Origin of the sequence: Janthinobacterium sp. 35, assembly GCF_002754575.1 — a bacterium.
GTDB classification, from domain to species: Bacteria; Pseudomonadota; Gammaproteobacteria; order Burkholderiales; family Burkholderiaceae_D; genus Janthinobacterium; species Janthinobacterium tructae.
In genome coordinates, this window is the sequence record NZ_PEFN01000001.1 from 2,091,476 (window position 1) to 2,117,084 (window position 25,609).

A 25,609-nucleotide genomic window follows, 5' to 3' on the forward strand; every position below is an offset into this window, starting at 1 on the left:
GTTCAATCCGGCCACGTCCCGCGTGGGACGCCTGCCTTTATTCTTTGGCTGCCGGGGCCGGTACAGCAACAACTTCCGCAGGCGCTACCACGCCCATCGAGACGATATATTTGAGCGCCGCATCGACGCTCATGTCGAGTTCGACGACGTCGCTGCGTTTCATCATCAGGAAAAAGCCCGATGTCGGATTCGGCGTCGTCGGCACGTACACGCTGACATAGTCGCCTACCAGGTGGTTCGCCGCATCGCCGCCCGGCACGCCGGTCAGGAAAGCGATGGTCCAGGAATTCTGGTGCGGATACGGCACCAGCACGGCCTTGCGGAAGGCATTGCCCGACGGGGAAAACAAGGTATCGGACACTTGCTTGACGCTGGAATACAGGGAATTGACGATGGGTATGCGTTGCAGCAATTTTTCCCACAGTTTCACCACGTAATTGCCGACCAGGTTATTCGTCAGCAAGCCCGTGAAGAACACGATCAATACCGTCAATACCGTGCCCAGGCCGGGAATGCTGCTCAGCGCGGGAAGCTTGTAGCCGAACCAGACGCTGGGCTGCGTACTGCCGGGCACCAGCAACAGCGACTGGTCCATCGTGCTGATCACCAGATTCAAGACCCAGGCCGTAATGGCCAGGGGCACTAAAATCAGTAATCCGGTAATAAAGTATTTACGCATCGGTTTCTCGGTAATGGAACGTATCGGCGCGGCGCGCTTTTCAGTCCGCTTTCGGCGCAGCGGCAGCCGGGGCGGACGCAGGTGCCGCCGCAGGCGTGCTCTCGGCGGCTGGGGCGGGCTTGGCGCCATCGGCCGGGCCCGTCGGAATGGCCGTGGTGGGCGCCGTGCCGCCGCGGAAATCGGTCGCGTACCAGCCAGTGCCCTTCAATTGGAAACCGGCGGCCGTCAATTGTTTCTTGAAACTGGGCTTGCCGCACGACAGGCACACCGTCAGTACTGGATCGGAGATCTTTTGCAAGACGTCCTTGGCAAAACCACACTCGTCACAACGGTAAGCATAAATCGGCATCTCTACTCCGAGAAAATCATCAAAAACCCTGAATTATAAAGCTTTTCCGCCATTCCCAGCGGAAAATGCCCGGCCGCGACCGTTGCCGCCTCAGTCCGCCCGGCGGCGCCAGCGCATCCAGCGTTCCTTGCCCGCGAAGACGGCGATGGAATCATCGACGGCCTCATCGGCCAGGCAGTCGAAATGCGGCGCCAGCAAGGCCTGCAATTGCTCACGCGACATGCCGAACGGCGGTCCCTTGGCATTGTCGTCAAAGAAAAAGTAACCGGCCAGCATGGCGCCCGGCGCCAGCAATTGCGCCCAGCGCGCCGCCACTTGCGGCCACATGGCGCGTGGCATGGCGCACAGGAACGCTCGCTCATAGATCAGGTCCAGCGGCGCTGCTGGCTGCCAGGCGAAGAAATCGGCTTGCACCACCTGCCCTGCCCGCGCGCCGACGACGGCGCGCGCGGCGGCCACGGCAGCCGGCGAAAAGTCGATGGCCGTGGCATCCCAGCCGTGATCGAGCATGAAGACCAGTTCATACGCCGAGCCGCAGCCGGGAATCAGGCAGCGCAGCGGCGCCGGACTGTCGGCAACGAAGCGGCGCAAACGCGCAGGCACGCCGCCCTGGTCCCAGGGCGTGAATTGCTTCTCGAAACGCTCGTCCCAGAAGGCCGGCGAGAGCGGATCGCGGTTATGGAAGTTAGCCATCACTTACGTCCTGATCCAGTTACAACGGCAGTTGATGCCAGCGCATGAACACTTGCAAACCCAGCGCGCCGAGCGCGAAGGCACCCACGAAGTACACGATAAAACTCAGCAATCGATTCGTCTGGCGTTGCTCCGCCAGCAAGGTTTTCATCAATTCCACATCGTTTTCGCGCGGTTCGCCATGCACCGTCAAGGCCTGGTGCAGCAAGCGCGGCAGTTGCGGGAAGATGTGCGCATAGCGGGGCGCCTCGGCGCGCAGGCGCTCCATGAAGCCTTGCGGCCCCACCTGGTTGCTCATCCATTTTTCCAGATACGGCTTGGCCGTTTGCCACAGGTCCAGTTCCGGATCGAGCTGGCGGCCCAGGCCTTCGATATTGAGCAGGGTCTTTTGCAACAGCACCAGTTGCGGCTGCACTTCCACGTTGAAGCGGCGCGAGGTCTGGAACAGCCGCAGCAAGACCTGGCCGAACGAGATATCTTTCAGCGGACGGTCGAAGATCGGCTCGCAGCAGGCGCGCACGGCCGCTTCCAGTTCATCGACTCGCGTGTCTTTCGGCGCCCAGCCCGATTCGATGTGCGCCTCGGCCACGCGCTTGTAGTCACGGCGGAAGAAGGCGAGGAAGTTTTGCGACAGATAGTCCTTGTCGTAATCGTTCAACGTGCCCACGATGCCGAAGTCCAGCGCGATGTAGCGGCCGAACGATTCGGGCGCGATCGACACGAGAATATTGCCTGGATGCATATCCGCATGGAAAAAACCGTCGCGGAACACTTGCGTGAAGAAAATCTCCACGCCATCGCTGGAGAGCTTGCGCAAATCCACGCCGGCCGCCACCAGGCGGTCGATCTGCGACACGGGAATGCCCACCATGCGTTCCATGACGATGACGCTGCTGGAGCAATAATCCCAGTGCATTTCCGGCACCAGCAGCAAGTTCGAATTGGCGAAGTTACGGCGCAGCTGGCTGGCGTTGGCCGCTTCGCGCATCAGGTCCAGCTCGTCGTGCAGGTATTTGTCGAACTCGCCCACCACTTCCTTGGGTTTCAGGCGCTTGCTGTCGGCCCACAGGCGGCTGGTCCAGTCGGCCGCGATGTGCATCAGGGCCACGTCTTCGTCGATCAGCTTTTTCATGCCTGGACGCAAGACCTTCACGGCCACTTCACGGCCATCTTTCAGGGTGGCGAAGTGCACCTGGGCAATCGAGGCGGACGCCACCGGCTCGCGCTCGAAGTGGGCAAACAGTTGATCCGGGTGCGCGCCCAGCGACTTGACGATCTGTGCGATGGCCAGGTCGGAATCGAACGGCGGCACGCGGTCTTGCAGGCGCGCCAGTTCTTCGGCGATGTCGAGCGGCATCAGATCGCGCCGGGTCGACAGCACCTGGCCGAATTTCACGAAAATCGGGCCCAGCTCTTCCAGCGCCAGGCGCAGGCGCATGCCCCGTGGCGACGACAGGTCGCGCCAGAAAATCAGGGTGTCGATCAATTTGGCGGTGCGGGGAACTTGCAGACCAGAAATCGCTATCTCATCCAGACCGTACTTGATGGAAACACGGATGATTTTAAACAGGCGCAGGAATTTCAATATCATGTAGACAAATCCGGTGAGGAGGACTGCGGCTGGACGGCGGCGGCCGCCTTTTCCAGCCGGGCAAGGCGCTTGGCCAGGCGTTCGACATCATCGCGCACGCGCGTCACGCCAGCGGAATACTCTTGCAGGGTAGCAGGACGGATCAGCATCGGCTGCTCGTCGAGAAAATATTCGGCCACGTTTTCCGCCAGCTTTTGCTGGCCCGTGCGCACAAAGGCGGCGGCATCTTTCGCGCCGGAAACAAGGCGCGTAGCCAGCATGGGACCGACTACCTTTTCCAGGTCGTGCTCGGCTTCCCAGCGCAAACCCTTGCTCAATTGCGAAATCGCATTGGCAAACTCGGCATCGCCTTCGATTTTTACATACGAAAACGCCCGCTCGCGGTTTTGCAGGATCAGCGGCACATCGGACAATTTGACGCGGATGGTGACATTGGCCGGCATATCGGCCGGCGCCGCTGCCAGCATGCCGGCGCTGTCGACGCCCAGGCGCAAGGCTACGGCGCCCGTGTCGATGCAGGCCAGCTTGCCGGCGTGCACGGCCAGTTGCTGGCGCGCCCACGGCTCTTGCGCCAGCAAATGGTTGATGGTCGCGATGACGGGCGTCATCAGGGAGAGATCGGAAAGTGGTGCCATCTATATACTGCGCGCCGCGCGCGCCCCTAAAAAGAAAAAACCGCCCGTAAAACAACGTGGGCGGTTTCGATCTTACCAGTTCAGCAGGAAATATCTGTCAAGCATCATGCATTGCGCATGAACTTAAGCCATTATTCAGCAAGTTTTGACAATTAATTCAATTGCTGGATGCCTGCCAAGACCCAGCCGCTGTTGCCGCTGACGGGTTTCGACATATTCCACACTTCCGCGAACGGCTCGGCTGCCGCGCCCGGCGCCGAACGGATCAGGCCCGTAAACTTCACGCTGGCCAGGTAGTCGTTGACGCTCGTCTCGATACCGAGCAGTTCGGCATCGATGGTGACGACATCGGTAAAGTCCGGTTGCGCGCCCCGTTCCTGGATTTGCATGCGCAGTTCCCCATACACTTCCGGCGACGTGAATTCACGGATATCGTTGACGTCGGCCTTGTCCCAGGCCGCTTGCAGGCGAATGAAATTGCTTTTCGCGTGGCGCAGGAAGGCTTCCTTGTCGAAGTCGCTTGGCACGCCCCATGGCGCGGCAACCGGCGCCGGTTTGTCCAGGCCGACGCCGGACGAGACGGGCTGCAGCGGCGGCAGCGGTGGAATGCGCGAACCGATGTCGGGCACGTTGCCGGCCGGTGCAGGCTGGTTGCCGCCAAAACCCGCGAACGGCGCATTGCCGCTGGTGTTGCTGTCGCGCTTGCCGCGCACCATGCGGTAGATGAAGTAGGCCACGCCGGCCAGCAAGGCCACCATCAGCAGGGTACTGATCATGCTGGCCAGGGCGCCGCCCAGGCCGAAATGCGACAGCAGCGCGCCCAGGCCCAGGCCCAGCAGTGCGCCGCCCAGCAAGCCCTTCCAGCGGCTCGGTGCCTTGGCGGCAGGTGCCGGCGCCGGGGCTGGCGCAGGTTGCGCCTGGCGTGGCGCGGCAGCCGGTGCCGGGGTCGGCGCCGGTGCGGGCGCCTGGCGGCCCACGTTTTGCGACTGGCGGCCAAACGAACGGCCACCACCCATGGGACGGGCCAGCGCCTCGCCCAGCATGGATACCGTGGTCGCGGCCAGCATCATGCCGACCATAAATTTCTTCAATTTCATTCCATCTCCTAAAATCACCAACGTTGATGCATTACATCTTGATACCGGTATGCAAAGCGGCAATGCCTGCCGTCAAATTGTAGTACTGCACACGTTCCAGGCCCGCCGTTTCCATCATGGTCTTCAGCGTTTCCTGGTCCGGGTGCATGCGGATCGATTCGGCCAGGTAGCGATAGCTTTCCGCGTCGCCGGCGATTTTCTGTCCGAACCACGGCAAGACCGAAAACGAATACAGGTCATACGGCTTTTGCAGCGGTGCTGCCACCTTGGAAAACTCCAGCACCAGCAGCTTGCCGCCCGGCTTCAGCACGCGGCGCATTTCGGCCAGCGCCACATCCTTGTGCGTCATGTTGCGCAGGCCAAAGGCCACGCTGACGCGGTCAAAATAGTTATCGGGGAACGGCAGTTTTTCCGCGTCACACAACAAGGTGGGGGTGAGCAAGCCGCGATTCAAGAGGCGGTCGCGGCCCACGCGCAACATCGATTCATTGATATCGGTCAACCAGACTTCGCCCGTGGGACCCGCCTGCCTGGCGAACGCCTTCGACAGGTCGCCCGTGCCGCCGGCGATGTCGAGCACCTTGAAGCCGGGGCGCACGCCCGCGTTGGCAATGGTGAACGTCTTCCACAGACGGTGCAGCCCGCCCGACATCAAGTCGTTCATCACGTCGTATTTGGCAGCGACGGAATGGAACACCTTGGCGACTTCGCGCACTTTGTCGTCTTCTGCAACTGTTTTGTATCCGAAATGGGTCGTATTGGTCATGGTAGGCAGTCTGTTTGAACTTGCACGCATTATACAAGCGGCAGGCGCATTTCCCCCTGACGCCGGAGAAGGTATTGCCTTTCCACTGCATTTGAAGCAAGCATTGCCGCCTGTGCATACGCCGCCAGCGCACCTGAGCGGTCACCCTGGCGGCGCAGCAAGTCGGCCCGGGCCGCATGCAGATAATGCGAGTTGGCAAGGCTGGGCACGGCTTCCAGGCGATCGAGCCACGCCAGGCCGTGTGCGGCGCCATGCGCCATGGCGCAGGCGATCACCGCATTGAGCAAGATCAAGGGTTCCGGCTTGTGCCGCAGCAAGGCGCCATACAGGGCGCTGATCTGACGCCAGTCCGTCTGGCTGGCCGTGGGCGCTTGGGCGTGCAAGGCGGCAATCGCCGCCTGCAGCTGGTATGGCCCCGGTGCGCGCGCCGGCAAGGCCAGCGCCAGCAGCGCCAGTCCCTCGGCAATCAAGTCCCCCTGCCACAGGCGCCGCTCCTGCTCTTCCAGGGTCAACAAATACCCCTCGGGCGACAGGCGGGCCAGGCCGCGCGACGCCTGCAGCAGCATCAAGGCCAATAAGCCCTGCACTTCCGGCTGGCCCGGCTGCAGGCTGTCGAGCAGCCGTCCCAGCCGCAGCGCCTCCGTGCACAGGTCGGCGCGCAGCAGGGTATCGCCGCCGCTGGCGCAATAGCCTTCGCTGAACACCAGGTAAATCACGTGCAGCACTTGCGCCAGTCGTGGCGGCCAGTCTTGCGCTGGCGGCAATTCGAAGGGGATGCGCGCTTCGGCGATCTTGCGTTTGGCACGCAATAGCCGCTGCGACAGGGCCGCTTCCGCCACGCCGAAGGCGCACGCGATCTCGGCCGTGGATAGGCCACACAGGGTGCGCAGGGCCAGCGCCACCTGCGCCTCGGGCGCCAGCGCGGGATGGCAGCAGATGAACAGCAGGCGCAGGCGGTCGTCTTCGATGGCGTGTGTTTCTTCCATCGCGGATGCCGGCAGACTCGACAGGATGAGCTCGGCATCCATGATGATGCTCTTGCCCGCGCGGCGCACCTGATCGAGGCCCGCGTTGCGCGCCACGGCACTGAGCCAGGCGACGGGATGATCGGGGATGCCCGTGCGCGGCCACAGCTCCAGCGCCTTGCGGCACGCTTCCTGTAACACATCTTCCGCCAGGCCCAGGTCGCCAAAGCGCCGCATCAGGCCGGCCAGTACCCTGCCCCGTTCCTGGCGAAAGACGTGCTCGACGGCCGACAGGGCGTCGCCGGCCATGGTTATGCCGTGACAGGCCGCACTTCGATGGTGCCCAGCGAGGCTGCCGGGCAACGCCCGGCCCAAGCCAGCGCCTCGTCCAGGTGGGCGCAGTCCAGCAGGTAATATCCGCCCAGTTGCTCCTTGGTTTCCGCGAACGGCCCATCCGTGATGACAGGCTTGCCATTGTGCACACGCACGCAGGTGGCGCTGCGCACGGGCGCCAGCTCCGCGCCGCCGCGCAGCACGCCCGCCGCCTCCAGGTCCTGCGTGTAACTGGCAAAATCGGCCATCAGGCCGGCCATCTGTCCTTCCGGCATCGTTTCATAGCGGGATTCATCGGCGTAGATCAGGATCAGGTATTCCATAGTCTCTTCTCCAAAAGAAAAATGCCCGCAAGCGCGGGCATTCATACGACGAATGGATATGCGGCAATCCGACAAGATTACCGCATTATTTTTTCACCTTAGTGTTTGTGCCCGCAACTGGGTCCATGAACATGGCCGGAAGATTGCTTGACCGTCATGTCGGCCTTGGCGTCGCGGCCGCTGTCACCGGGGTAGCCGGCTGCCGTCAGGCGGTCCAGGTAATCCTGCCACAGGGTCGCTTGCTGCGCGCCCAGCTTGTACAGATAAGCCCAGGTGTACAGGCCGGAATTGTGGCCATCGCTGAAGGTCGGTTGCACGGCGTAGTTGCCGACAGGCTCCAGACCCGTGATGCCGACCAGGCGCTTGCCTAATTGCAAGGTTTCCTGGCCCTTGCCATGACCCTGCACTTCGGCCGACGGCGAATACACGCGCAGATATTCGAACGGCAACGCAAATGTGCTGCCATCGTCGAAAGCCACGTCGAGCACGCGCGACTGGTTGTGCACGGTCAAGCCGGTCGGTTGGGGTGTTGCTGTTTTTTCAGTCATGACGATACTTTATGCGGATAAACGTTGAATGATGGCGGCGCGCAGTGCCGGCAGCAAGGCGCGGCGGGTGGCCAGTACTTCCGGCGCCGTTTCGCGCTGCACGACTGCCCAGCTGGGGTTCGGGAAATGCGCATCGTCGCGGTAGCGGGGAATCACGTGCCAGTGCACATGCGGCGTCATGTTGCCGAAACTGGCCAGATTGACCTTTTCCGGCTGCATCACTTCACGCACGGCCAGCTCGACTTGCCACACGACTTCCATGACGTAGTTGCGCTCACCGGGCGTCAAGTCCGTCATTTCCTTCACGTGCTTGTTCCAGATCACGCGGCAAAAGCCGGGATAGGCGGCGTCGTCGACGGCCACCACGGACAAGCGCTCGCTGCGCCACAGCAAAGTCTCCAGACCCTGCTTGTTGGCGTAGCCGTCCAGCAACTGACACAGATCGCAAGGCGTGGACATTACACCAGCACCCGTTCGATACCGCCGTCATTGGCGCGTTTCACGTAATCGGGCATCCAGTTCTCTCCCAGCAAGTGTTTGGCGATCTCGACGACGATGTAGTCGGCCGTCGTGCCCGAATCATCATTGTAGCGCGACAAGCCTTGCAGGCACGACGGGCAGCTGGTGAGGATTTTCACGTCACCCGTGAAGCCATCGCCGCGCAGCTTGTCGGCGCCCTTGACCATCTCTTCTTCCTTGCGGAAACGCACTTGCGTGGAAATGTCGGGGCGCGTGACGGCCAGCGAGCCCGATTCGCCGCAGCAACGATCATTTTTCTCGATCTTCACGTTGTCTACCGTGCTGATCAGGGAATTGATGGTCTTGCCCGATTCCTGCAACTTCATCGGATTGTGGCATGGCTCGTGGTACATATAGCGCGTGCCGTTGACGCCTTCCAGCTTGACGTTTTTCTCCAGCAAATACTCATGGATATCCATGATGCGGCAGCCCGGGAAAATCTTTTCAAACTGGTAGGTTGCCAGCTGGTCATAGCAGGTGCCGCACGAGACGAGCACCGTCTTGATGTCGAGGTAATTGAGCGTGTTGGCCATGCGATGGAACAGGACGCGGTTGTCCGTCATCATCTTCTCGGCCTTGTCGAACTCACCGGCGCCCCGCTGCGGATAACCGCAGCACAGGTAGCCCGGCGGCAAGACCGTCTGCACGCCCACTTCCCACAGCATCGCTTGCGTCGCCAGGCCCACTTGCGAGAACAAGCGCTCCGAACCGCAACCGGGGAAGTAGAACACGGCTTCCGTATCGGCCGTGGTCGTCTTCGGATTGCGGATGATCGGAATGACTTTATCGTCTTCGATGTCGAGCAACGCGCGTGCCGTTTTCTTCGGCAAGTTGCCCGGCATTTTTTTGTTGATGAAGTGAATCACCTGCGCCTTGACCGGTGGCTTGCCAGTCGATGGCGGCGGCGCCTTGGTTTGCTTCTTGGCAAATTTCTTCAATAAATCGTGGCCCAGGCGCTGCGCCTTGTAGCCCCAGTCGATCATGACCTTGCGCGTGGCATTGATGGTCACGGGATCGGTGGCGTTGAGGAACAGCATCGTCGCCTTGGTGCCCGGATTGAAGCTTTTCTTGTCCATCTTGCGCAGCAAGTTACGCATGTTCATCGACACGTCGCCGAAGTCGATGTTGACGGGACAGGGCGTGACGCATTTATGGCACACCGTGCAGTGGTCGGCCACGTCTTCGAACTCTTCCCAATGCTTGATGGAAATACCGCGCCGCGTCTGCTCTTCGTACAGGAAGGCTTCGATCAGGGACGACGTCGCCAGGATCTTGTCGCGCGGCGAGTACAGCAAATTGGCGCGCGGCACGTGGGTTGCGCACACGGGTTTGCATTTACCGCAGCGCAAGCAATCCTTGACGCTGTCGGCGATGGCGCCGATGTCGCTTTGCTGCATGATCAGCGACTCATGGCCCATCAGGCCGAACGATGGCGTGTAGGCATTGCGCAAGTCGGCGCCCATGCCCGGCAGGTTCAGCAATTTGCCTTTGTTGAAACGGCCTTCCGGATCGATGCGCTGCTTGTAGCTGCGGAACTCGCCGATTTCTTCTTCCGTCAAAAATTCCAGCTTGGTGATGCCGATACCGTGTTCGCCCGAAATGACGCCATTGAGCGAGCGGGCCAGGATCATGATGCGGCCCACGGCGGCGTGGGCATCTTGCAGCATGTCGTAATTGTCCGAGTTGACGGGCAAGTTCGTATGCACGTTGCCGTCGCCCGCATGCATGTGCAGCGCGACGAATACGCGGCTACGCAGGATGCGCGCGTGAATCGCCGTCGCCTCGTCAAGGATCAGTTTGAAGGCGGCGCCATTGAAGATCTGGCGCAGCTGGGCGCGGATTTCTTGCTTCCAGGTGATGCGCACGGTGCGGTCCTGCACCACGTCGAACAGGGTGGCGTCCGGCTGTGTTTCCAGGCGTGCATCGAAGACGGGCAGCAAGCGCTCCATGCCCAGCTCGCCCAGTTCGCCCTTTACATCGGCCAGCGGACGGTCCAGCTGGGCCAGCAGACAGGTCCAGCGTGCCGTGACTTGCGCCAGCAACTGCTGCGCCTGCTCGGCACGGTCGCCCAGCATTTCCGCGTCATCGACGCGGTCGTCCGAGGCGTCGTCGCTCTTGCCAATTGGCAAGTTACCCTTGGCAAAGAATTCACTCAGGGCATCGGCCAGTTGCAGCTTGTTCTTGATCGACAGCTCGATATTGATGCGCTCGATGCCATCCGTGTATTCGCCCATGCGATTCAGGGGAATCACCACGTCTTCATTGATCTTGAACGCATTCGTGTGCTTGGCGATCGCTGCCGTGCGGGCGCGGTCGAGCCAGAACTTTTTGCGCGCTTCCGGGCTGACGGCCACAAAGCCTTCGCCCACGCGGGTGTTGGCGATGCGCACCACTTCCGACGCCGCTTGCGCGACGGCATTTTCATCGTCGCCGACGATGTCGCCAAACAGGGCCATCTTCGGCAGCACACCCCGCTTCGACTTGGTGGCGTAGCCGACGGCGCGCAGGTAGCGCTCGTCCAGGTGTTCCAGGCCCGCCAGGCGGATGGTCGTGTATTGCTCGCCCTTGGCCGGCAAGCCATCGAGGTAATCCTTGATTTCCACGATCGACGGGATCGCATCGCGCGCCTGGCCAAAGAATTCCAGGCAGACGGTACGGGCGAATTTCGGCATCTTGTGCAAGATCCAGCGCGCCGACGTGATCAGGCCGTCGCAGCCTTCTTTCTGGATGCCCGGCAAGCCGGCGAGGAATTTGTCCGTCACGTCCTTGCCCAGGCCCTCTTTACGGAACTTGCGGCCAGGAATTTCCAGGATTTCCGTCTTGAACGGCGCGTTCGGTTTCGTCGCGTCGCGCGTGCTCGGGTGACGCCATTCCAGCTGGAAACGTGCCAGTGCGATATCGTGGATCTTGCCCAGGTTATGGTCGAGGCGCGTGACATCGAGCCAATCGCCATTCGGGTCGACCATGCGCCACGAAGCCAGGTTGTCCAGCGCCGTGCCCCACAGCACGGCCTTCTTGCCGCCCGCATTCATGGCGACGTTGCCGCCGATACACGAAGCGTGCGCCGAGGTCGGGTCAACGGCGAACACGAAGCCGGCCTTTTCAGCCGCTTCCGACACTTTATTCGTGATCACGCCCGCGCCCGAATGGATCGTCGCGTATTCGTGGCTCAATCCCGGCAAGACCGTCATTTCCACGGCGCCCAGGGTGATGAGCTTTTCCGTGTTGATGACAGCCGACATCGGCGTCAAGGGAATCGCGCCGCCCGTGTAGCCGGTGCCGCCGCCGCGCGGGATGATGGTCAGCCCCAGCTCGATACAGCCCTTTACCAGACCGGCCATTTCCTCTTCCGTGTCGGGCGTGAGCACGACGAACGGGTATTCGACGCGCCAGTCGGTGGCGTCCGTCACGTGCGACACGCGCGTCATGCCGTCGAAGCGCACATTGTGCTTTTCCGTATAGCGGCCCAGCACCTTGACCGTGCGCTTGCGCAAGTCATAGGTCTTGCGGAATTCGTCGCCGAAGTCGGCCACGGCCTTGCTGGCCGCTTTCAGCAGCAGTTCCACGTTGGCGCTGCGCGCCTTGGCCACTTCCGGCGCTTCGCCACTGGCCGCGACGTCGCCGCCGGCCGCATCGATGCCCAGGCGGCGCTTGTCGACTTCGGCCAGACGGTGATGCAAGGCGTCGATCAAGCCCTGGCGGCGCTTCGGGTTGTCCAGCAAGTCATCCTGCAGGTAGGGGTTGCGGCGCACCACCCAGATGTCGCCCAGCACCTCGTACAGCATGCGGGCCGAACGGCCCGTCTGGCGGGCGCCGCGCAGCTCGTCGAGCAGGCGCCAGGAGTCCTCCCCCAACAGGCGTATGACGATCTCGCGATCGGAAAACGACGTGTAGTTATACGGGATTTCGCGCAGGCGGCTTGCTGCGGGACCATTCGGCGTTTCTGCCAGTAAAGCTTGGATATGTGCGGGAGCGTTCATGGAATGTGGTGACGATGTGGACTGGACCCTAAAGGATCATTTTATCTTATTGCGCCGCACCATGCCGGAACAGCCTTAGGCCGCCTAAGGTTTAAGCACCTCATCGGCTACCATAGCAAATATGGAAAAGCCCACTTTTGCATGAATAAAAAACCAGTTTCCATGATTTTTTGACGCAAAAATGCCAAGAATCGGACTCTACTGCAAACTATCGAACTGCCCAAAAATAGGGCAAACAGGCGTTGCATTCCGCCCGTTTGCGTGCCGTTTACGCCAGCATTTGTCCGATCCGGTGCCATACGCCATCGGGTACGTACAGCAGCAAAGCCGTCATGCTCAGGTAGCGTGCGCACTTGCCGATGGCCATGTAGGCCACGCTGGGCCAGAACGGCAGCTTGAGCCAGCCCGCCAGCGTGCACAGCGGGTCGCCCACAAGGGGCAGCCAGGCCAGCAGCATGGTCTTGGCGCCATAACGGGCCAGCCAGCGGAACCAGCGCGTGTCGCGCTCCTTGGCGAACGCCTGCTTGGCCCGGTAGCCCATCCAGTAGTCGACCATGCCGCCCAGGGTATTGCCCAGGGTGGCGACGCCGATGGCGGCCCAGAACAGTGCGGGATTGGCCTTGATGACGGCAAACACGGCCGGCTCCGAGCCGAGCGGCAACAAGGTGGCGGAAATAAAGCTGATCAGAAAGACCGATGTCAGACCGACTTCCGGTGCTGCGATCAGCTGCAGCAGCCAGGCGATTGCGGATTCGATCATGGAACACTTCGCGATGCAGTATGGCTCTCCATTATAATGAAGAGCAGCCTGGGCGCCGCACACATCGCGCCAGCCGGCAAAGGCACACCCGCCCGCAGTTCCACAGAGCATTATTTGTCGCCAGGCTATCCGCCGCGGCGCCGCCGCTATCGACCGACACGCTCCAGTACCTTTCTGGCCCAGAATCACTTGCTAGCAGACTATGAACATCGACTACCTCAAGAAAATCCTGACCGCCCGCGTCTATGACGTCGCCACCGAAACGCCGCTGGAACTGGCCCCTGCCCTGTCGCAGCGCCTGAACAACCAGATTTACTTCAAGCGCGAAGACATGCAAAGCGTGTTCAGCTTCAAGATTCGCGGCGCCTACAACAAGATGGCCCAGCTCAGCGATGCGGAACGCAAGCGCGGCGTCATTTGCGCTTCGGCCGGCAACCATGCCCAGGGCGTGGCCCTGTCGGCCGCGCGCATGGGCTGCCGCGCCGTCATCGTCATGCCCACCACCACGCCCCCCGTCAAGATTGACGCCGTCAAGGCGCGCGGCGGCGTGCATGTGGAAATCGTGCTGCACGGCGAGTCCTACACGGACGCCTACAACCACGCGCTGACCCTGGAAAAAGAACAGAAGCTGACCTTCGTGCACCCGTTCGACGATCCGGACGTGATCGCCGGCCAGGGCACGATCGGCATGGAAATCCTGCGCCAGCATTCCGGTCCCATCCACGCCATCTTCGTCGCCATCGGCGGCGGCGGCCTGATCGCCGGCGTGGCTGCCTACGTGAAACAGATTCGCCCCGACATCAAGATCATCGGCGTGCAAACGGTCGATTCGGACGCCATGGCGCGCTCGCTGAAAGCGGGCGAACGCGTGACCCTGCCCGACGTGGGCCTGTTTTCGGACGGCACGGCCGTGCGTCTGGTGGGCGAGGAAACATTCCGCCTGGCGCAGCAATATGTCGATGACATCATCATCGTCGACACGGACGCCATCTGCGCCGCCATCAAGGATGTGTTTACGGATACGCGCTCCATTCTGGAACCGGCCGGCGCGCTGGCCATCGCGGGCGCCAAGGCCTACGTGGAGCGGGCCAGCCTGAGCAAGCACCCCATCGTCAACCAGACGCTGGTCACCATCGCCTGCGGCGCCAACATGAATTTCGACCGCCTGCGCTTCGTTGCCGAGCGAGCCGAGCTGGGCGAGTTCCGCGAAGCCGTGTTTGCCGTCACCATGCGCGAACAGCGGGGCAGCTTCAAGCGCTTCTGCTCGCTCATCGGCGCGCGCAACGTGACGGAATTTAACTACCGCATCAGCGATGAAAAAGCCGCGCACGTATTCGTCGGCATCCAGATTGCCGACCGGCATGAATCCGGGGCGATGGCGAAGAAATTCGAAGAGCATGAATTCAAGACGCTGGACTTGACCCACGACGAGCTGGCCAAGTCGCACATCCGCCACCTGGTCGGTGGCAAGAGCCGCCTGGCCCAGGACGAGCTGCTGTACCGCTTTGAATTCCCCGAGCGCCCCGGCGCGCTGATGCGCTTCCTCGACAGCATGGCGCCAAACTGGAATATTTCCCTGTGTCATTACCGCAGCCAGGGCGGCGACGTGGGCCGCATCCTGGTGGGCCTGCAAGTGCCGCCCGATGAAATGGGAGAATTCGCCCGTTTCCTCGATACGCTCGGCTATCGTTACTGGGATGAGAGCAGCAATCCTGTGTATAAGCTGTTCCTGGGGCAATAAGCCCAACTGCAAATACTGGGGTCGTACCCTGCAGGGTACGACCCCAGTCGTCGCCGTTGGGTTGAAATAGGCTACCATGCGTCCTTGACCGAACTACGCCACACGACCATGACCACCACCAACGACCTCGCCGAACTGTCTCCCCTGGGCAAAAGCTCCGCCTACCGCAGCGATTACGCGCCGGAACTGCTGTTTCCGATTCCGCGCCAGGGCAAGCGCGACGAGCTGGAACTGCGCGGCACCTTGCCCTTCTTTGGCCTCGACATCTGGAATGCGTATGAACTGTCGTGGCTGAACCAGCGCGGCAAGCCGCAGGTGGCCATTGCCAAGGTCAGCGCGCCGGCCGATTCGCCCAACATCATCGAATCGAAATCGTTCAAGCTGTACCTGAACTCGTTCAACCAGACCAAACTGGACAACCCGGATGCGCTGCTGGCCCTGCTCAAACAGGATCTGTCGAACGGTTTTGGCGCGCCCGTGCAAGTGGAACTGACCTTGCAGGAAGATTTCGGCAAGCTGAAAATGGGTGAATTCGACGGCGTGCTGCTCGACCGCCTGGACCTGGAAATCACGCAATACACGCCCTCGCCGCTGCTGTTGCAGGCGGCACTCGATGAAGCACCGGTGGAAGAAAAACTCGTCTCGCACTTGCTCAAATCGAATTGCCTGGTGACGGGCCAGCCTGACTGGGGCAGCGTGCAGATCGCGTATGCGGGACCGCAGATCGACCAGGAAAGCCTGCTGCGCTATCTGATCGGTTTCCGCGAGCACAACGAATTCCACGAGCAATGCGTGGAGCGCATCTTTGTCGATATCTTGCGCCAGTGCAAGCCGCAAAAACTGTCCGTGTATGCGCGCTATACGCGCCGCGGCGGGCTCGATATCAATCCGTGGCGCAGCAACTACAGCACGGGCACGATGCCGGGCAATCTGCGCAATGCGCGCCAATAACCTTGCGCAATACCTTGAAATCATGCCAACAGGAATGTTGGCTGTGTTTTAAAACAACGTTGCAGTAGTGCCTCAGAGCATGTCAAAGACGCTGAAAAATCGGAAAATCGGCATTCGGCGGCGGAAAAATCTGTTCGCCGCGTGTTTTTAATCAAGAAATAGCCGCTACACCCCGATGTTATTTTTTTGCTAAAATGATGGCGACATGGGCTGTCGCGCCCACTGCGCCCGCAGCGCGCGTATACTGTTGAGAATTGGCGTTACAGGCCGCGGAAACAGGCCTATAATTCGGCTCGCAAGCCCTCTGCGCATTGCACCATTTCATTGAGTGTCATGACTAATCTTAGCAAAATATTATCTCTCGAAAACGTCCTGCTGGACCTGGAAGTGTCCAGTAAAAAGCGCGCCTTCGAGCAAGCCGGCCTGATCTTCGAAAACAATTACGGCATCGCCCGCTCTACCGTTTCGGACAATCTGTTTGCCCGCGAACGCCTGGGCTCGACAGGCCTGGGCCATGGCGTAGCCGTGCCGCATGGCAGGGTCAAAGGCAGCAAGACCCTGAAAGCGCCGCTGGGCGCCTTCGTGCGTCTGGCCGAGCCGATTCCGTTCGAGTCGCCCGATGGCAAGCCCGTCAATCTGCTGTTTTTCCTGCTGATTCCCGATCATGTCACCCAGCAACATCTGGAAATTTTGTCGGAAATCGCTGAAATGTTTTCCGACGATGCCTTCCGCACGGCGCTGGCCACGGATCCGGAACCGAAATCCGTGCATTCGCGCATCGTCAATTGGCAACCCAGTCTGCAAGCGACGGGTTAAACTTCAGGTATTCCTCCACTCCTGAAGAAGACTGCCATGTTGCAAACGCCGCTGACGATACAACGCCTGTACGACGATAATCGTGAAAGTCTGCAACTGGGCTGGTTCGCCGGTTTCCCCGGCGGCGAGCGCCTGATCTCGGGCGATGTCTCGTCGGCCGCCGACCAGGTGGGCCACTTGAACCTGATCCATCCGGGCCGCATCCAGGTCTTCGGCCACCAGGAAATCAATTATTATCAGCGCCTGAAGGTCAACACGCGCACCCATGTGATCGGTGAACTGATCGCCGGCGGCCCACCCGCGCTGATCATCGCGCAAGGACTGGAAACCCCGCCCGACATCCTCGCCATCTGCGACGAGCAAAACATCCCCCTGTTCTCGACCCCGCTGCCGGCCGCGCAAGTGATCGACTTCCTGCGCGTCTACCTGTCCAAAAAGCTGGCGCAGCGCATCATCATGCATGGCGTGTTCATGGACGTGCTGGGCGTGGGCGTGCTGATCACGGGCGATTCGGGGCTAGGCAAGAGCGAGCTGGGCCTGGAACTGATTTCGCGCAGTCACGGCCTGGTGGCCGATGACGCCGTCGAATTCTCGCGTATCGCGCCCAACATGATCGAAGGCCGCTGCCCGCCCCTGCTGCAAAACCTGCTGGAAGTGCGGGGCCTGGGCTTGCTCGACATCAAGGCCATCTTTGGCGAAACGGCCGTGCGCCGCAAGATGCGCTTGAAACTGATCGTGCACCTGGTGCGCCGCAACGCGCTGGAAGAGGAAGTCGAGCGCCTGCCCTTCCTGTTCCCCACGGAAGACGTGCTCGGCTTGCCCGTGCGCAAGGTCGTCATCCCCGTCGCCGCCGGCCGCAACATCGCCGTGCTGCTGGAAGCGGCAGTGCGCAACACCATTTTGCAGCTGCGCGGCATCGATACCTTGCAGGAGTTCATGGAGCGGCAACGACTCGCCATGAGTGGCGATTAACAACGTAGGTCGGATTAGCGGGGCAACGCCCCGCGTAATCCGACAACATTGTTGACGTGTGCAGCAAAGAAATACCACAGTCTAAATTGCAATCATTTGTAAAGATCATTGCCTCGGGAGCGCAGTGCCGATCTTTATTGTATGATCGGCGTATGCATATCGTCCTTATCACCGGAATATCCGGCTCCGGTAAATCCGTCGCGCTCAATGTGCTGGAAGATACCGGCTACTATTGTGTCGACAACCTGCCACCGGCCTTGCTGCCCAGCCTGGTGCAAACCTTGCTCGACGAAGGCACACCGCAACTGGCCGTCGCCGTCGATGCGCGCAGCGCCGAGTCGCTGGCCAGCCTGCCGCACAATGTGGCCCTGCTGCGCGACCAGGGGCACGACGTCAAGGTGATGTTCCTCACGGCCACCACGCATTCGCTGGTGGCGCGCTTCTCGGAAACGCGGCGCAGCCATCCGCTGTCGCACGAATTGCGGCCGAACCAGAACCCCGCCAGCCGCCGCACCCTGATCGAATGTATCTCGGAAGAACGCGAACGCCTGTCGGCCATCGAGCAATTGGGCCATGTGATCGATACCTCGGAACTGAGCGCGAACAAATTGCGTGCCTGGATCAAGGATATCGTCGCCTCCGAACGCGCGCCGCTGACCTTGTTCTTCGAATCGTTCGCCTTCAAACTGGGCGTGCCGCTGGACGCCGATTTCGTCTTCGACGTGCGGGCCTTGCCGAATCCCTATTACGACCTGGCGCTGCGTCCGCTCGACGGACGCGATGCGCCCGTGATCGCCTTCCTCGACGCGCAGCCGAGCGCGCTGGAACTGCTGGCCGACATCCGCGCCTTCATCGAGAAGTGGTTGCCGTCATTCAAATCCGACAACCGCAGCTACCTGACGGTGGCGCTCGGTTGCACGGGTGGCCAGCACCGCTCCGTGTACATGGCGGAACGGCTGGCGCAGTATTTCGGGCCGAACGAGCGCGTGGTTCTACGCCACCGCGAGCGCAGCTAGAGAACGCCAATAAAACCTACTGCGCGTCGGTATAGGTGGTCTGCGATGCTCACTGTGCGTAAAGCACAGTTCCGCTTCTCAACCACCTCTCCCTTCCGCTCGCTACGGTTTTATCCAGCGTTGTTACTTCAGATAATAAAGCGGATGCGCCGTGGCCGGCCAGACGGGGGCAAAGAAACGTGCCACCATGGCTGCATCGACCTCGTCCAGGCTGGCGGGGTTCCAACGTGGCGCATTGTCCTTGTCGACCACCAGCGCGCGCACGCCTTCCAGCACTTCTCCATGCGCGAAATTGTGGCGCACCACGCTGCGCTCCAGGCGCAGGCAGTCGGCCACACCCAGGTGGGCACCGCGCTGCAGCAATTCGAGGGTCACCGACATCATCAGCGGTGAACGCAAACGCATGGCCGCCAGGGCCTTGCCTGCGAACGCGCTGTCGTCCTGCGCCAGCGAGGCCATGATGGCGGCCACGGAAGGGGCGCCGAAGTGGCGGTCCAGCGCCGTGCGCGCGGTGGCCAAAGCAGAAGCCCCCGCCTCGGCCTGGAACGGCGCGGCCAGCGCCTTGATGGCCACCGGCAAGGCCTCGCCCGGCGTCGATTCGAACAGGGCCAGCAGCGCCCCCATCTGCGCCTCGGGCAGGTAGACATCGGCCAGCCCCGTGTACAGGGCATCGGCCGCGTTGATCGTCAAGCCCGTCAAGCCCAGGTACAGGCCCAGCTGGCCGGCCAGGCGGGACAGAAAATAACTGCCGCCCACGTCCGGGAACAAGCCGATATTGACTTCCGGCATGGCCATGCGCGTGCGGCCCGTGACGATGCGCAGGCGGTTGCCGGGCCCGGCTTGCGCCACGCCCATGCCGCCGCCCATGACCACGCCATCCATCACGGCGATATACGGTTTCGGGTAGAAATGAATGACATGATTTAAGGCGTATTCTTCTGTAAAGAAATCTTCCAGCAATGCACTGCCGCCTTGCGGCGTAGCCAGGCCCGCATCGTAAAAGAAACGGATATCGCCGCCGGCGCACAGGGCTTTTTCGCTGCTGGAACGGATCACGACGGCGTCCACCTGCGGATCGTCGCGCCAGGCCAGCAAGACGGCACTCAGGGCCCGCACCATCTCCAGCGACAGGGAATTGAAGGCTTTCGGACGGTCGAGCACGATGTGCCCGGTACGGTTGCGGATGGAGGTCTGGACGAAGTCGCTCATGGGAAAATGAAAGAAGTGAGAGTAGGCACATTCTAGCGCCTGCACGGGCAACATTGCGCTCGACAGGCAGGGGCGCAAAAAAGGGCGCAATGTGCGCCCTTAGTTGATCACAACCGGTTGAAAGTCGCAGGCCGTTTAGACGGCGGCTAATTCTTCTTCCGAGTTGTCTGGCAGATGCTTGATCGCCTCTTTACCGTGCCCTTGCACTTTGGTTTTGTATTTCATCACTTGCCTGTCCAGCTTGTCGATCAGGATATCGATTGCGGCATACAGGTCATGCGCCAGGCTTTCCACATAGACAGTTTTGCCACTCAGACGCAGGTTGACTTCGGCCTTTTGACGTTTTTCTTTCTCTTTGAGGTTATCCACGGTCAGAATCACGGCGATATCGATAACTTGATCGAAATGACGTTTCACGCGCTCCAGCTTCGTTTGTACGTATTCACGGATGGCTGGTGTCACTTCGAGATGATGTCCGCTGATGGTGAGATTCATACACACTCCTAAAGATGATCGGGTTCGTGCGGTCCATCCTATCCGGCCCGCAGAGGAACCGAAAAAAACTTACAAACACTTACGCAGGCTCACTGGCGGAATTTTCAACGCTTCCCGGTATTTGGCAACAGTACGTCGCGCAATCACCATGCCTTGTTCCCCCAGCATGTCCGCAATCTTACTGTCGGATAAAGGATTTTTAGGGTCTTCTGCTCCTGTCAGTTGCACGATCAATGCCCGTATCGCCGTCGATGATGCTTCGCCCCCCGCTTCGGTGGCGACGTGGCTACCAAAGAAATATTTCAACTCGAACATGCCGTGCGGGGTCAGCATGTACTTTTGAGTTGTTACCCGCGAGATAGTACTCTCGTGTAAACCCAGTGTATCAGCTATTTCACGGAGCACAAGGGGGCGCATGGCAACGGCCCCATGCGAGAAAAAGTTCTTTTGTCTTTCTACTATCGCCTGTGCCACGCGCAGGATCGTGTCGAAGCGCTGGCGCATATTCTTGATCAGCCACTTGGCTTCCTGCAACTGTGCGCCCATGGCGCCCTCGCCCTTGCCCTGCTTGAGCAAGTTGGCGTACATGGCGTTGACGCGCAGGCGCGGCATGACGTCGTTGTTCAGGGTGACTTGCCAGCCATTGCGCGCACGCTTGACGACGACGTCGGGCACCACGTAATCGGACACGTCCGAGGCGAACACGGCGCCCGGATGCGGATTGCACTGGCGAATCACCGTCTGCGCTTCACGCAAGTCTTCCTCGTCGCAATCGAGGGCTTTTTTCAGCTTGTTGAAATCGCGCTGGGCAAACCAGGCCAGGTGCTTTTCCACGATGACGAGGGCCATGCGCCGCGTCACCATGGCGACGTGCGGCAAACGCTTGATTTGCAGCGCCAGGCATTCGGACGCATTGCGCGCACCCACGCCGGGCGGATCGAAACTTTGCAGCAGGGACAAGGCCGTGCGCATCTCGTCGGCGTCGATTTCCAGCTCTTCCGGCAGGCGCGCCAGGATGTCGTCGAGCGACTCTTCCAGGTAGCCATTGTCGTCGAGCGCGTCGATGATCAGTTCGACCAGCGCGCGGTCGCGCAACTCGAGCACCGTCACGCGCATCTGCTCCATCAGGTGCTCGCGCAGGGTGCAGTGATGGGCCTCCAATTGCGGACGCGAATCTTCGTCATCGGGCGCCTTGCCCCGGCTCGCCTCGCTCCAGTCGCTGTCGCCACCGTCTGCGGCGGCCGGGCTGTCGCTCGCCTCGCCGTCAAAGGTCTCCGCTTCGGCCGGCGCCGCAGGCGCATCCTGGCCTGGCGGCTGGGGCGGCGCTTCGGCCGGCGCGGCCGTGGAACTCAGGGCTCCGTCGGACAGCAGGCGCAGCGAATGGTCGAGCGGATCGTCGAGGCGCTCGAGCAAGGGATTGTCCGTCAGCAGTTGCTCGAGTTCCTGGTGCAATTCCAGGGTAGACAATTGCAACAGGCGTATCGATTGCTGCAACTGCGGCGTCAGTGCCAGGTGCTGCGAAGTGCGCAGCTGCAATGATTGTTTCATTGGCTCACATGCGGAAGTGTTCGCCCAGGTAGACCCGGCGTACCGACTCGTTCGCGATGATGTCGTCGGGGCGTCCCGACGCCAGCACCGAGCCCTGGTTGATGATGTAGGCACGGTCGCAGATACCCAGCGTCTCGCGCACATTATGGTCGGTGATCAGCACGCCGATATTGCGCTCCTTCAAGAAGCGCACGATGCGCTGGATCTCGATCACGGCGATCGGGTCGACACCGGCGAACGGTTCGTCGAGCAGCACGAAACGTGGGTCGGTCGCCAGCGCGCGGGCGATTTCCACGCGGCGGCGCTCGCCGCCCGACAGCGACAGCGCCTGGTTCTCGCGCAACTTTTCAATCTGCAAGTCAGCCAGCAATTTATCCAGGCGCTCCTCGATCTCGGCCTTCTTCAAAGGACGGCCTTCGACGGTCTGGATTTCCAGCACGGCGCGGATATTGTCTTCCACCGTCAGCTTGCGGAAGACGGACGCTTCCTGCGGCAGATACGACAGGCCCATCTGCGCGCGGCGGTGGATCGGCAGGCGGGAAATGTCCACGCCGCTGATATCGATGCTGCCGCCGTCCGACGGCACCAGGCCGACGATCATGTAGAACGAGGTGGTCTTGCCGGCGCCGTTCGGGCCCAGCAATCCCACCACTTCGCCGCATTCGACTTGCAGCGATACATCATGCACGACTTGCCGCTTGCCATAGGTTTTTTGCAGCCCGCGAACGATCAGGGTGCTGCCGCAACGTGTATTGTCCATTAGTTCTTTCCTGGTGCGGGCGTGGCCGGCGCCTTGGGCTTCGGCTGGATCACCATGCGCACGCTGCCGCCATCGGGGGTGCTGGTGCCGCTGTCGGAATTTTCCATTTTGAATACTTCCTTGCGGCTGTCATACGAGATGAAGGCGCCGTTGGCCACGTCGGTCACTTTCGTGCCTTCCAGGCGCGTCAGCTTGGCCTTGGAAAACAGTTTCACCACTTCCGTCTTGTTATCGTATTCCACGCGCTCCGCCTCGCCTTCCACCCACAGGTCACCCGCGCCATCGCGCTTCTGGCGGAAGGTGGCCAGCTTGCCGGGATCGGCCCAGAAGGTGATGAACTGGTAGCCTTGCGGGTCTTCCGTGATCAGGGCCCGGCCCGCCTTCATGGTCAGAGTCCCTTTCACCAGCACGACGTCGCCCGTCAGGGTACGCACCTGCTTGACGTCATCGACGTGGCCGCTACGTGCCGTGATGACGGCTTCCTTCTCGGAATCGGCCTTCTCGGCATGCGCCACGCCCATCATGGCCAGAGAAAATACGGTCAACAGCAAGATATTCTTCATAGTATGGTTTCCTTGTTTCATTCTGTCATTTTGCCGCCGCAGCCGGGCGCGGTTTCGGCGGGAGGACCATGCGCAGCGCATTCGACACTTCCACCACGCCGGTGGCGTTATTGGCCTTCATGCCGATGCCATTGATGCGCGAGGCGCCCGTCAGGATATCGACAGGCACGTCCGTTTCCATTCTTTCTTCATCCGGGAATACCGTCAGCGCTTCCGTCTTGACTGTCAGGTTCTGCGCCTTCGGACTGGCCACGCGGTCGATCACGACATTGCGGTGCAGTTGCAGCCGGGTATTGCCCTGGTCGATATGCGCCAGTTCCGCATTCATGTTCATCGGCGGCATGCCTGGCGTGAGCTTACGCACGAAAGGCTGGTCGATATCGGAGGAATCATCGAGCGGATAATGCGTGAGCTTGGTGCCCGACACGATATAGCTGGGTTTACCCGTCAAGTCCATGCGCACCAGGCTGAAATTGGTGATGAAATAGTCTGGCTCATCCAGATGCTTGCTGGCCGTGATGTCCTGGGCATTCTTGTTCATCACTTCCAGCAGCCAGAAGCTGCCCAGCGCAAAGACGACGGCCCCAAGCACGGTAAAAATCATGCGCCAGCGATGGGCGCCTCCTGGCTTACGCATAGGCTTTCACTCTTTCAAATCTGACTGGCGGCAAGGCGATGCGCCTCACTCCAGGAATGGCGCCATGACGCGCGCATAGTTATCCTGCGCGCGCAGCAGGAATTCGCAGATCTCGCGCACCGCGCCACGACCGCCGCCGGCCTGCGTCACATGGTGCGCCAAGTCCAGCGCTTCCGGACGCCCGCCCGGCACGCTGACGGCAAAGCCCACGCGGCGCAGGATGGGCGCATCGATGACATCGTCGCCGATATAGCCGCATTGCTCTTCCGTCAAGCCCGTCAGCGCCAGCAGTTCGCGAAACGGCGTCAGCTTGTCGTGACCGCCCTGGTGCACATGGGTAATGCCCAGGTCTTGCGCGCGGCGCGCCGTGATGGCCGAGCGGCGTGCGCTGATGATGGCCGTCTGCACGCCCGATTCCTGCAGCAGCTTGATGCCCAGGCCATCATACACATTAAACGTTTTCATCATCTCGCCATCGGGGCCGAAATGCAGGCTGCCGTCGGTGAGCACGCCATCGACGTCAAAGATCATCAGTTTGACTTTGGCCGCGCGCGCCAGGTTGTCCGCTACGCTCTCCATCAGATCACCTTCGCTTGCGTCAGATCATGGATATGCAGCGCGCCTACCAGCTTGCCGTCGGCATCGACGACCAGCATCTGGTTGATGCGGAACTGCTCCATCACGGCCACGGCATCGACGGCCAGGCGTTCGGGCGCGATGCTGCGCGGCTGCGCATGCATGACGTCGCGAATCGCCACTTGCGTGAAATCCTGCACGCGCTCGAACATGCGGCGCAAGTCGCCATCGGTAAACACGCCCACGGGGCGCTCATCCGCATCGACGACGGCCGTCATGCCCATGCCCTTCTTCGTCATTTCTTCCAGCGCCTGCAGCAAGGAAGCGTCCACGGGCACCTTCGGTACCCGTTCGCCGCTGCGCATGACGTCATGCACATGCGTGAGCAGGCGGCGGCCCAGGGCGCCGCCCGGGTGCGAGCGGGCGAAATCTTCTTCCTTGAAGCCGCGCAAGTCGAGCAAGGCCACGGCGATCGCATCGCCCAGGGCCAGGGTGACGGTGGTGCTGGCCGTCGGCGCCAGGTTAAGCGGACAGGCTTCTTTCTCAACAGAAATATCCAGGTGCACGTCAGCCAATTGCGCCAGGCTGGAGTTCGGCTTGCCCGTCATGGAAATGAGCACGCCACCCATACGCTTGACGACGGGCATGATGGCCATCAGTTCCGACGATTCGCCGGAGTACGATATGGCAATAAACGCATCGTCCGAGGTGACCATGCCCAGGTCGCCATGGGCCGCTTCGGCCGGATGCACGAACAGGGCCGGCGTGCCGGTGGAAGCGAGGGTGGCGGCAATCTTGCGCGCGATATGGCCGGACTTGCCGATGCCGGAGACGACGACACGCCCCTTGCATTGCAGCAACATCGCCACGGCGCGGCCCACGCTGTCGTCCGTGGCCAGGCGCGCGTGCAGCGCAACGATGGCGTCGGACTCGATCTGCAAGGTGGTGCGGGCCAGCGCGACGGCGCGCTCGGTCGTCGCTTGCATGTCAATTCGATCAAAAGCTTTCAGCATTGTTTTTTCATGGGTTACACTCATGCCCAAAGTATAAACGAATTAGGAAAGCAAAAAACTTGCCAGTCACAACA

General features: G+C 61.1%; 26 protein-coding genes. 5 read left to right on the forward strand and 21 right to left on the reverse strand.

What is annotated here, in order from left to right:
- Positions 1-37 precede the first annotated feature (37 nt).
- From CLU93_RS09385 to CLU93_RS09445, 13 genes are all read right to left on the reverse strand, one after another.
- Positions 38-679, reverse strand: a complete 642-nt coding sequence (locus tag CLU93_RS09385) for a DUF502 domain-containing protein (RefSeq protein WP_099760874.1) — start codon at positions 677-679, stop codon at positions 38-40.
- Between the two features lie 40 nt (positions 680-719).
- Positions 720-1,028: an FmdB family zinc ribbon protein gene (locus CLU93_RS09390; RefSeq protein ID WP_099760875.1), complete on the reverse strand. Its 309-nt coding sequence runs from the start codon at positions 1,026-1,028 to the stop codon at positions 720-722.
- 90 nt (positions 1,029-1,118) lie between these two features.
- Positions 1,119-1,721, reverse strand: a complete 603-nt coding sequence (locus CLU93_RS09395; RefSeq protein ID WP_099760876.1) for a methyltransferase — start codon at positions 1,719-1,721, stop codon at positions 1,119-1,121.
- A gap of 19 nt (positions 1,722-1,740) precedes the next feature.
- Positions 1,741-3,312 carry a ubiquinone biosynthesis regulatory protein kinase UbiB gene (ubiB, locus tag CLU93_RS09400; RefSeq protein ID WP_099760877.1) on the reverse strand — a complete coding sequence of 524 codons (1,572 nt, stop codon included), beginning with the start codon at positions 3,310-3,312 and terminating at the stop codon, positions 1,741-1,743.
- Complete coding sequence (locus tag CLU93_RS09405) at positions 3,309-3,947, reverse strand: ubiquinone biosynthesis accessory factor UbiJ (protein ID WP_165829257.1); 639 nt, start codon at positions 3,945-3,947, stop codon at positions 3,309-3,311. The genes ubiB and CLU93_RS09405 overlap by 4 nt, the downstream gene beginning before the upstream one ends.
- Positions 3,948-4,099: 152 nt before the next feature.
- Positions 4,100-5,044 carry a Tim44 domain-containing protein gene (locus CLU93_RS09410; protein ID WP_099760879.1) on the reverse strand — a complete coding sequence of 315 codons (945 nt, stop codon included), beginning with the start codon at positions 5,042-5,044 and terminating at the stop codon, positions 4,100-4,102.
- A 31-nt stretch (positions 5,045-5,075) separates the two neighbouring features.
- The gene (gene ubiE / locus CLU93_RS09415) at positions 5,076-5,810 is read right to left on the reverse strand and encodes a bifunctional demethylmenaquinone methyltransferase/2-methoxy-6-polyprenyl-1,4-benzoquinol methylase UbiE (protein WP_010394608.1); all 735 of its coding nucleotides are present in this window, start codon (positions 5,808-5,810) and stop codon (positions 5,076-5,078) included.
- Between the two features lie 29 nt (positions 5,811-5,839).
- The gene (locus CLU93_RS09420) at positions 5,840-7,084 is read right to left on the reverse strand and encodes an RNA polymerase sigma factor (protein ID WP_099760880.1); all 1,245 of its coding nucleotides are present in this window, start codon (positions 7,082-7,084) and stop codon (positions 5,840-5,842) included.
- A gap of 2 nt (positions 7,085-7,086) precedes the next feature.
- Complete coding sequence (locus tag CLU93_RS09425) at positions 7,087-7,431, reverse strand: YciI family protein (RefSeq protein WP_099760881.1); 345 nt, start codon at positions 7,429-7,431, stop codon at positions 7,087-7,089.
- 98 nt (positions 7,432-7,529) lie between these two features.
- Positions 7,530-7,979 carry a gamma-butyrobetaine hydroxylase-like domain-containing protein gene (locus CLU93_RS09430; RefSeq protein ID WP_099760882.1) on the reverse strand — a complete coding sequence of 150 codons (450 nt, stop codon included), beginning with the start codon at positions 7,977-7,979 and terminating at the stop codon, positions 7,530-7,532.
- Positions 7,980-7,988: 9 nt separating this feature from the next.
- Entirely contained in the window at positions 7,989-8,438 is a 450-nt protein-coding gene (locus CLU93_RS09435) for an HIT family protein (RefSeq protein WP_099760883.1), read from the reverse strand.
- On the reverse strand, positions 8,438-12,478 hold the full coding sequence (locus CLU93_RS09440) for a DUF3683 domain-containing protein (RefSeq protein ID WP_099760884.1): 4,041 nt from the start codon (positions 12,476-12,478) through the stop codon (positions 8,438-8,440). Before CLU93_RS09440 ends, CLU93_RS09435 begins: the two co-directional genes overlap by 1 nt.
- A gap of 268 nt (positions 12,479-12,746) precedes the next feature.
- Positions 12,747-13,238: a YqaA family protein gene (locus tag CLU93_RS09445; protein ID WP_071079715.1), complete on the reverse strand. Its 492-nt coding sequence runs from the start codon at positions 13,236-13,238 to the stop codon at positions 12,747-12,749.
- Positions 13,239-13,440: 202 nt separating this feature from the next.
- Here CLU93_RS09445 and ilvA point away from each other — a divergent pair, with 202 nt between their 5' ends.
- The 5 genes from ilvA (at position 13,441) to rapZ (ending at position 18,734) form a co-directional block, all read left to right on the forward strand.
- On the forward strand, positions 13,441-14,979 hold the full coding sequence (gene ilvA, locus CLU93_RS09450) for a threonine ammonia-lyase, biosynthetic (protein WP_096233536.1): 1,539 nt from the start codon (positions 13,441-13,443) through the stop codon (positions 14,977-14,979).
- A gap of 108 nt (positions 14,980-15,087) precedes the next feature.
- A complete protein-coding gene (gene queF, locus CLU93_RS09455; protein WP_099764318.1) occupies positions 15,088-15,930 on the forward strand; it encodes an NADPH-dependent 7-cyano-7-deazaguanine reductase QueF in 843 nt (280 codons plus the stop codon).
- Between the two features lie 333 nt (positions 15,931-16,263).
- The gene (locus CLU93_RS09460) at positions 16,264-16,746 is read left to right on the forward strand and encodes a PTS sugar transporter subunit IIA (RefSeq protein ID WP_096233534.1); all 483 of its coding nucleotides are present in this window, start codon (positions 16,264-16,266) and stop codon (positions 16,744-16,746) included.
- 36 nt (positions 16,747-16,782) lie between these two features.
- Positions 16,783-17,718: an HPr(Ser) kinase/phosphatase gene (gene hprK, locus CLU93_RS09465; protein ID WP_034753337.1), complete on the forward strand. Its 936-nt coding sequence runs from the start codon at positions 16,783-16,785 to the stop codon at positions 17,716-17,718.
- A 152-nt stretch (positions 17,719-17,870) separates the two neighbouring features.
- Positions 17,871-18,734: an RNase adapter RapZ gene (gene rapZ, locus CLU93_RS09470; protein WP_071079719.1), complete on the forward strand. Its 864-nt coding sequence runs from the start codon at positions 17,871-17,873 to the stop codon at positions 18,732-18,734.
- 123 nt (positions 18,735-18,857) lie between these two features.
- Here the strand turns inward: rapZ and CLU93_RS09475 are convergent, their stop codons facing one another.
- The 8 genes from CLU93_RS09475 to CLU93_RS09510 form a co-directional block, all read right to left on the reverse strand.
- Entirely contained in the window at positions 18,858-19,943 is a 1,086-nt protein-coding gene (locus CLU93_RS09475; RefSeq protein WP_099760885.1) for an enoyl-CoA hydratase/isomerase family protein, read from the reverse strand.
- Positions 19,944-20,078: 135 nt separating this feature from the next.
- Complete coding sequence (gene hpf, locus CLU93_RS09480) at positions 20,079-20,438, reverse strand: ribosome hibernation-promoting factor, HPF/YfiA family (RefSeq protein ID WP_099760886.1); 360 nt, start codon at positions 20,436-20,438, stop codon at positions 20,079-20,081.
- Positions 20,439-20,507: 69 nt separating this feature from the next.
- Positions 20,508-21,986, reverse strand: coding sequence for an RNA polymerase factor sigma-54 (locus CLU93_RS09485; protein ID WP_099760887.1), 1,479 nt, complete (start codon positions 21,984-21,986; stop codon positions 20,508-20,510).
- A 4-nt stretch (positions 21,987-21,990) separates the two neighbouring features.
- Entirely contained in the window at positions 21,991-22,746 is a 756-nt protein-coding gene (gene lptB, locus CLU93_RS09490; RefSeq protein WP_099760888.1) for an LPS export ABC transporter ATP-binding protein, read from the reverse strand.
- Entirely contained in the window at positions 22,746-23,309 is a 564-nt protein-coding gene (gene lptA, locus CLU93_RS09495) for a lipopolysaccharide transport periplasmic protein LptA (RefSeq protein ID WP_099760889.1), read from the reverse strand. The genes lptB and lptA overlap by 1 nt, the downstream gene beginning before the upstream one ends.
- A 25-nt stretch (positions 23,310-23,334) precedes the next feature.
- Complete coding sequence (gene lptC, locus CLU93_RS09500; RefSeq protein WP_243420104.1) at positions 23,335-23,946, reverse strand: LPS export ABC transporter periplasmic protein LptC; 612 nt, start codon at positions 23,944-23,946, stop codon at positions 23,335-23,337.
- Between the two features lie 45 nt (positions 23,947-23,991).
- Positions 23,992-24,525 (reverse strand): KdsC family phosphatase, encoded by a 534-nt coding sequence (locus CLU93_RS09505; RefSeq protein WP_099760891.1) that lies wholly within the window; start codon positions 24,523-24,525, stop codon positions 23,992-23,994.
- Entirely contained in the window at positions 24,525-25,559 is a 1,035-nt protein-coding gene (locus CLU93_RS09510) for a KpsF/GutQ family sugar-phosphate isomerase (RefSeq protein ID WP_373629837.1), read from the reverse strand. Before CLU93_RS09510 ends, CLU93_RS09505 begins: the two co-directional genes overlap by 1 nt.
- Between the last annotated feature and the right edge of the window lie 50 nt (positions 25,560-25,609).

What these genes read in the sequence shown, in the direction of transcription:
- CLU93_RS09385 (WP_099760874.1), bottom strand. Translation starts at nt 679, where the DNA reads ATGCGTAAATACTTTATTACCGGATTACTGATTTTAGTGCCCCTGGCC.
- CLU93_RS09390 (WP_099760875.1), bottom strand. Translation starts at nt 1,028, where the DNA reads ATGCCGATTTATGCTTACCGTTGTGACGAGTGTGGTTTTGCCAAGGAC.
- CLU93_RS09395 (WP_099760876.1), bottom strand. Translation starts at nt 1,721, where the DNA reads ATGGCTAACTTCCATAACCGCGATCCGCTCTCGCCGGCCTTCTGGGAC.
- ubiB (WP_099760877.1), bottom strand. Translation starts at nt 3,312, where the DNA reads ATGATATTGAAATTCCTGCGCCTGTTTAAAATCATCCGTGTTTCCATC.
- CLU93_RS09405 (WP_165829257.1), bottom strand. Translation starts at nt 3,947, where the DNA reads ATGGCACCACTTTCCGATCTCTCCCTGATGACGCCCGTCATCGCGACC.
- CLU93_RS09410 (WP_099760879.1), bottom strand. Translation starts at nt 5,044, where the DNA reads ATGAAATTGAAGAAATTTATGGTCGGCATGATGCTGGCCGCGACCACG.
- ubiE (WP_010394608.1), bottom strand. Translation starts at nt 5,810, where the DNA reads ATGACCAATACGACCCATTTCGGATACAAAACAGTTGCAGAAGACGAC.
- CLU93_RS09420 (WP_099760880.1), bottom strand. Translation starts at nt 7,084, where the DNA reads ATGGCCGGCGACGCCCTGTCGGCCGTCGAGCACGTCTTTCGCCAGGAA.
- CLU93_RS09425 (WP_099760881.1), bottom strand. Translation starts at nt 7,431, where the DNA reads ATGGAATACCTGATCCTGATCTACGCCGATGAATCCCGCTATGAAACG.
- CLU93_RS09430 (WP_099760882.1), bottom strand. Translation starts at nt 7,979, where the DNA reads ATGACTGAAAAAACAGCAACACCCCAACCGACCGGCTTGACCGTGCAC.
- CLU93_RS09435 (WP_099760883.1), bottom strand. Translation starts at nt 8,438, where the DNA reads ATGTCCACGCCTTGCGATCTGTGTCAGTTGCTGGACGGCTACGCCAAC.
- CLU93_RS09440 (WP_099760884.1), bottom strand. Translation starts at nt 12,478, where the DNA reads ATGAACGCTCCCGCACATATCCAAGCTTTACTGGCAGAAACGCCGAAT.
- CLU93_RS09445 (WP_071079715.1), bottom strand. Translation starts at nt 13,238, where the DNA reads ATGATCGAATCCGCAATCGCCTGGCTGCTGCAGCTGATCGCAGCACCG.
- ilvA (WP_096233536.1), top strand. Translation starts at nt 13,441, where the DNA reads ATGAACATCGACTACCTCAAGAAAATCCTGACCGCCCGCGTCTATGAC.
- queF (WP_099764318.1), top strand. Translation starts at nt 15,088, where the DNA reads ATGACCACCACCAACGACCTCGCCGAACTGTCTCCCCTGGGCAAAAGC.
- CLU93_RS09460 (WP_096233534.1), top strand. Translation starts at nt 16,264, where the DNA reads ATGACTAATCTTAGCAAAATATTATCTCTCGAAAACGTCCTGCTGGAC.
- hprK (WP_034753337.1), top strand. Translation starts at nt 16,783, where the DNA reads ATGTTGCAAACGCCGCTGACGATACAACGCCTGTACGACGATAATCGT.
- rapZ (WP_071079719.1), top strand. Translation starts at nt 17,871, where the DNA reads ATGCATATCGTCCTTATCACCGGAATATCCGGCTCCGGTAAATCCGTC.
- CLU93_RS09475 (WP_099760885.1), bottom strand. Translation starts at nt 19,943, where the DNA reads ATGAGCGACTTCGTCCAGACCTCCATCCGCAACCGTACCGGGCACATC.
- hpf (WP_099760886.1), bottom strand. Translation starts at nt 20,438, where the DNA reads ATGAATCTCACCATCAGCGGACATCATCTCGAAGTGACACCAGCCATC.
- CLU93_RS09485 (WP_099760887.1), bottom strand. Translation starts at nt 21,986, where the DNA reads ATGAAACAATCATTGCAGCTGCGCACTTCGCAGCACCTGGCACTGACG.
- lptB (WP_099760888.1), bottom strand. Translation starts at nt 22,746, where the DNA reads ATGGACAATACACGTTGCGGCAGCACCCTGATCGTTCGCGGGCTGCAA.
- lptA (WP_099760889.1), bottom strand. Translation starts at nt 23,309, where the DNA reads ATGAAGAATATCTTGCTGTTGACCGTATTTTCTCTGGCCATGATGGGC.
- lptC (WP_243420104.1), bottom strand. Translation starts at nt 23,946, where the DNA reads ATGCGTAAGCCAGGAGGCGCCCATCGCTGGCGCATGATTTTTACCGTG.
- CLU93_RS09505 (WP_099760891.1), bottom strand. Translation starts at nt 24,525, where the DNA reads ATGGAGAGCGTAGCGGACAACCTGGCGCGCGCGGCCAAAGTCAAACTG.
- CLU93_RS09510 (WP_373629837.1), bottom strand. Translation starts at nt 25,559, where the DNA reads ATGAGTGTAACCCATGAAAAAACAATGCTGAAAGCTTTTGATCGAATT.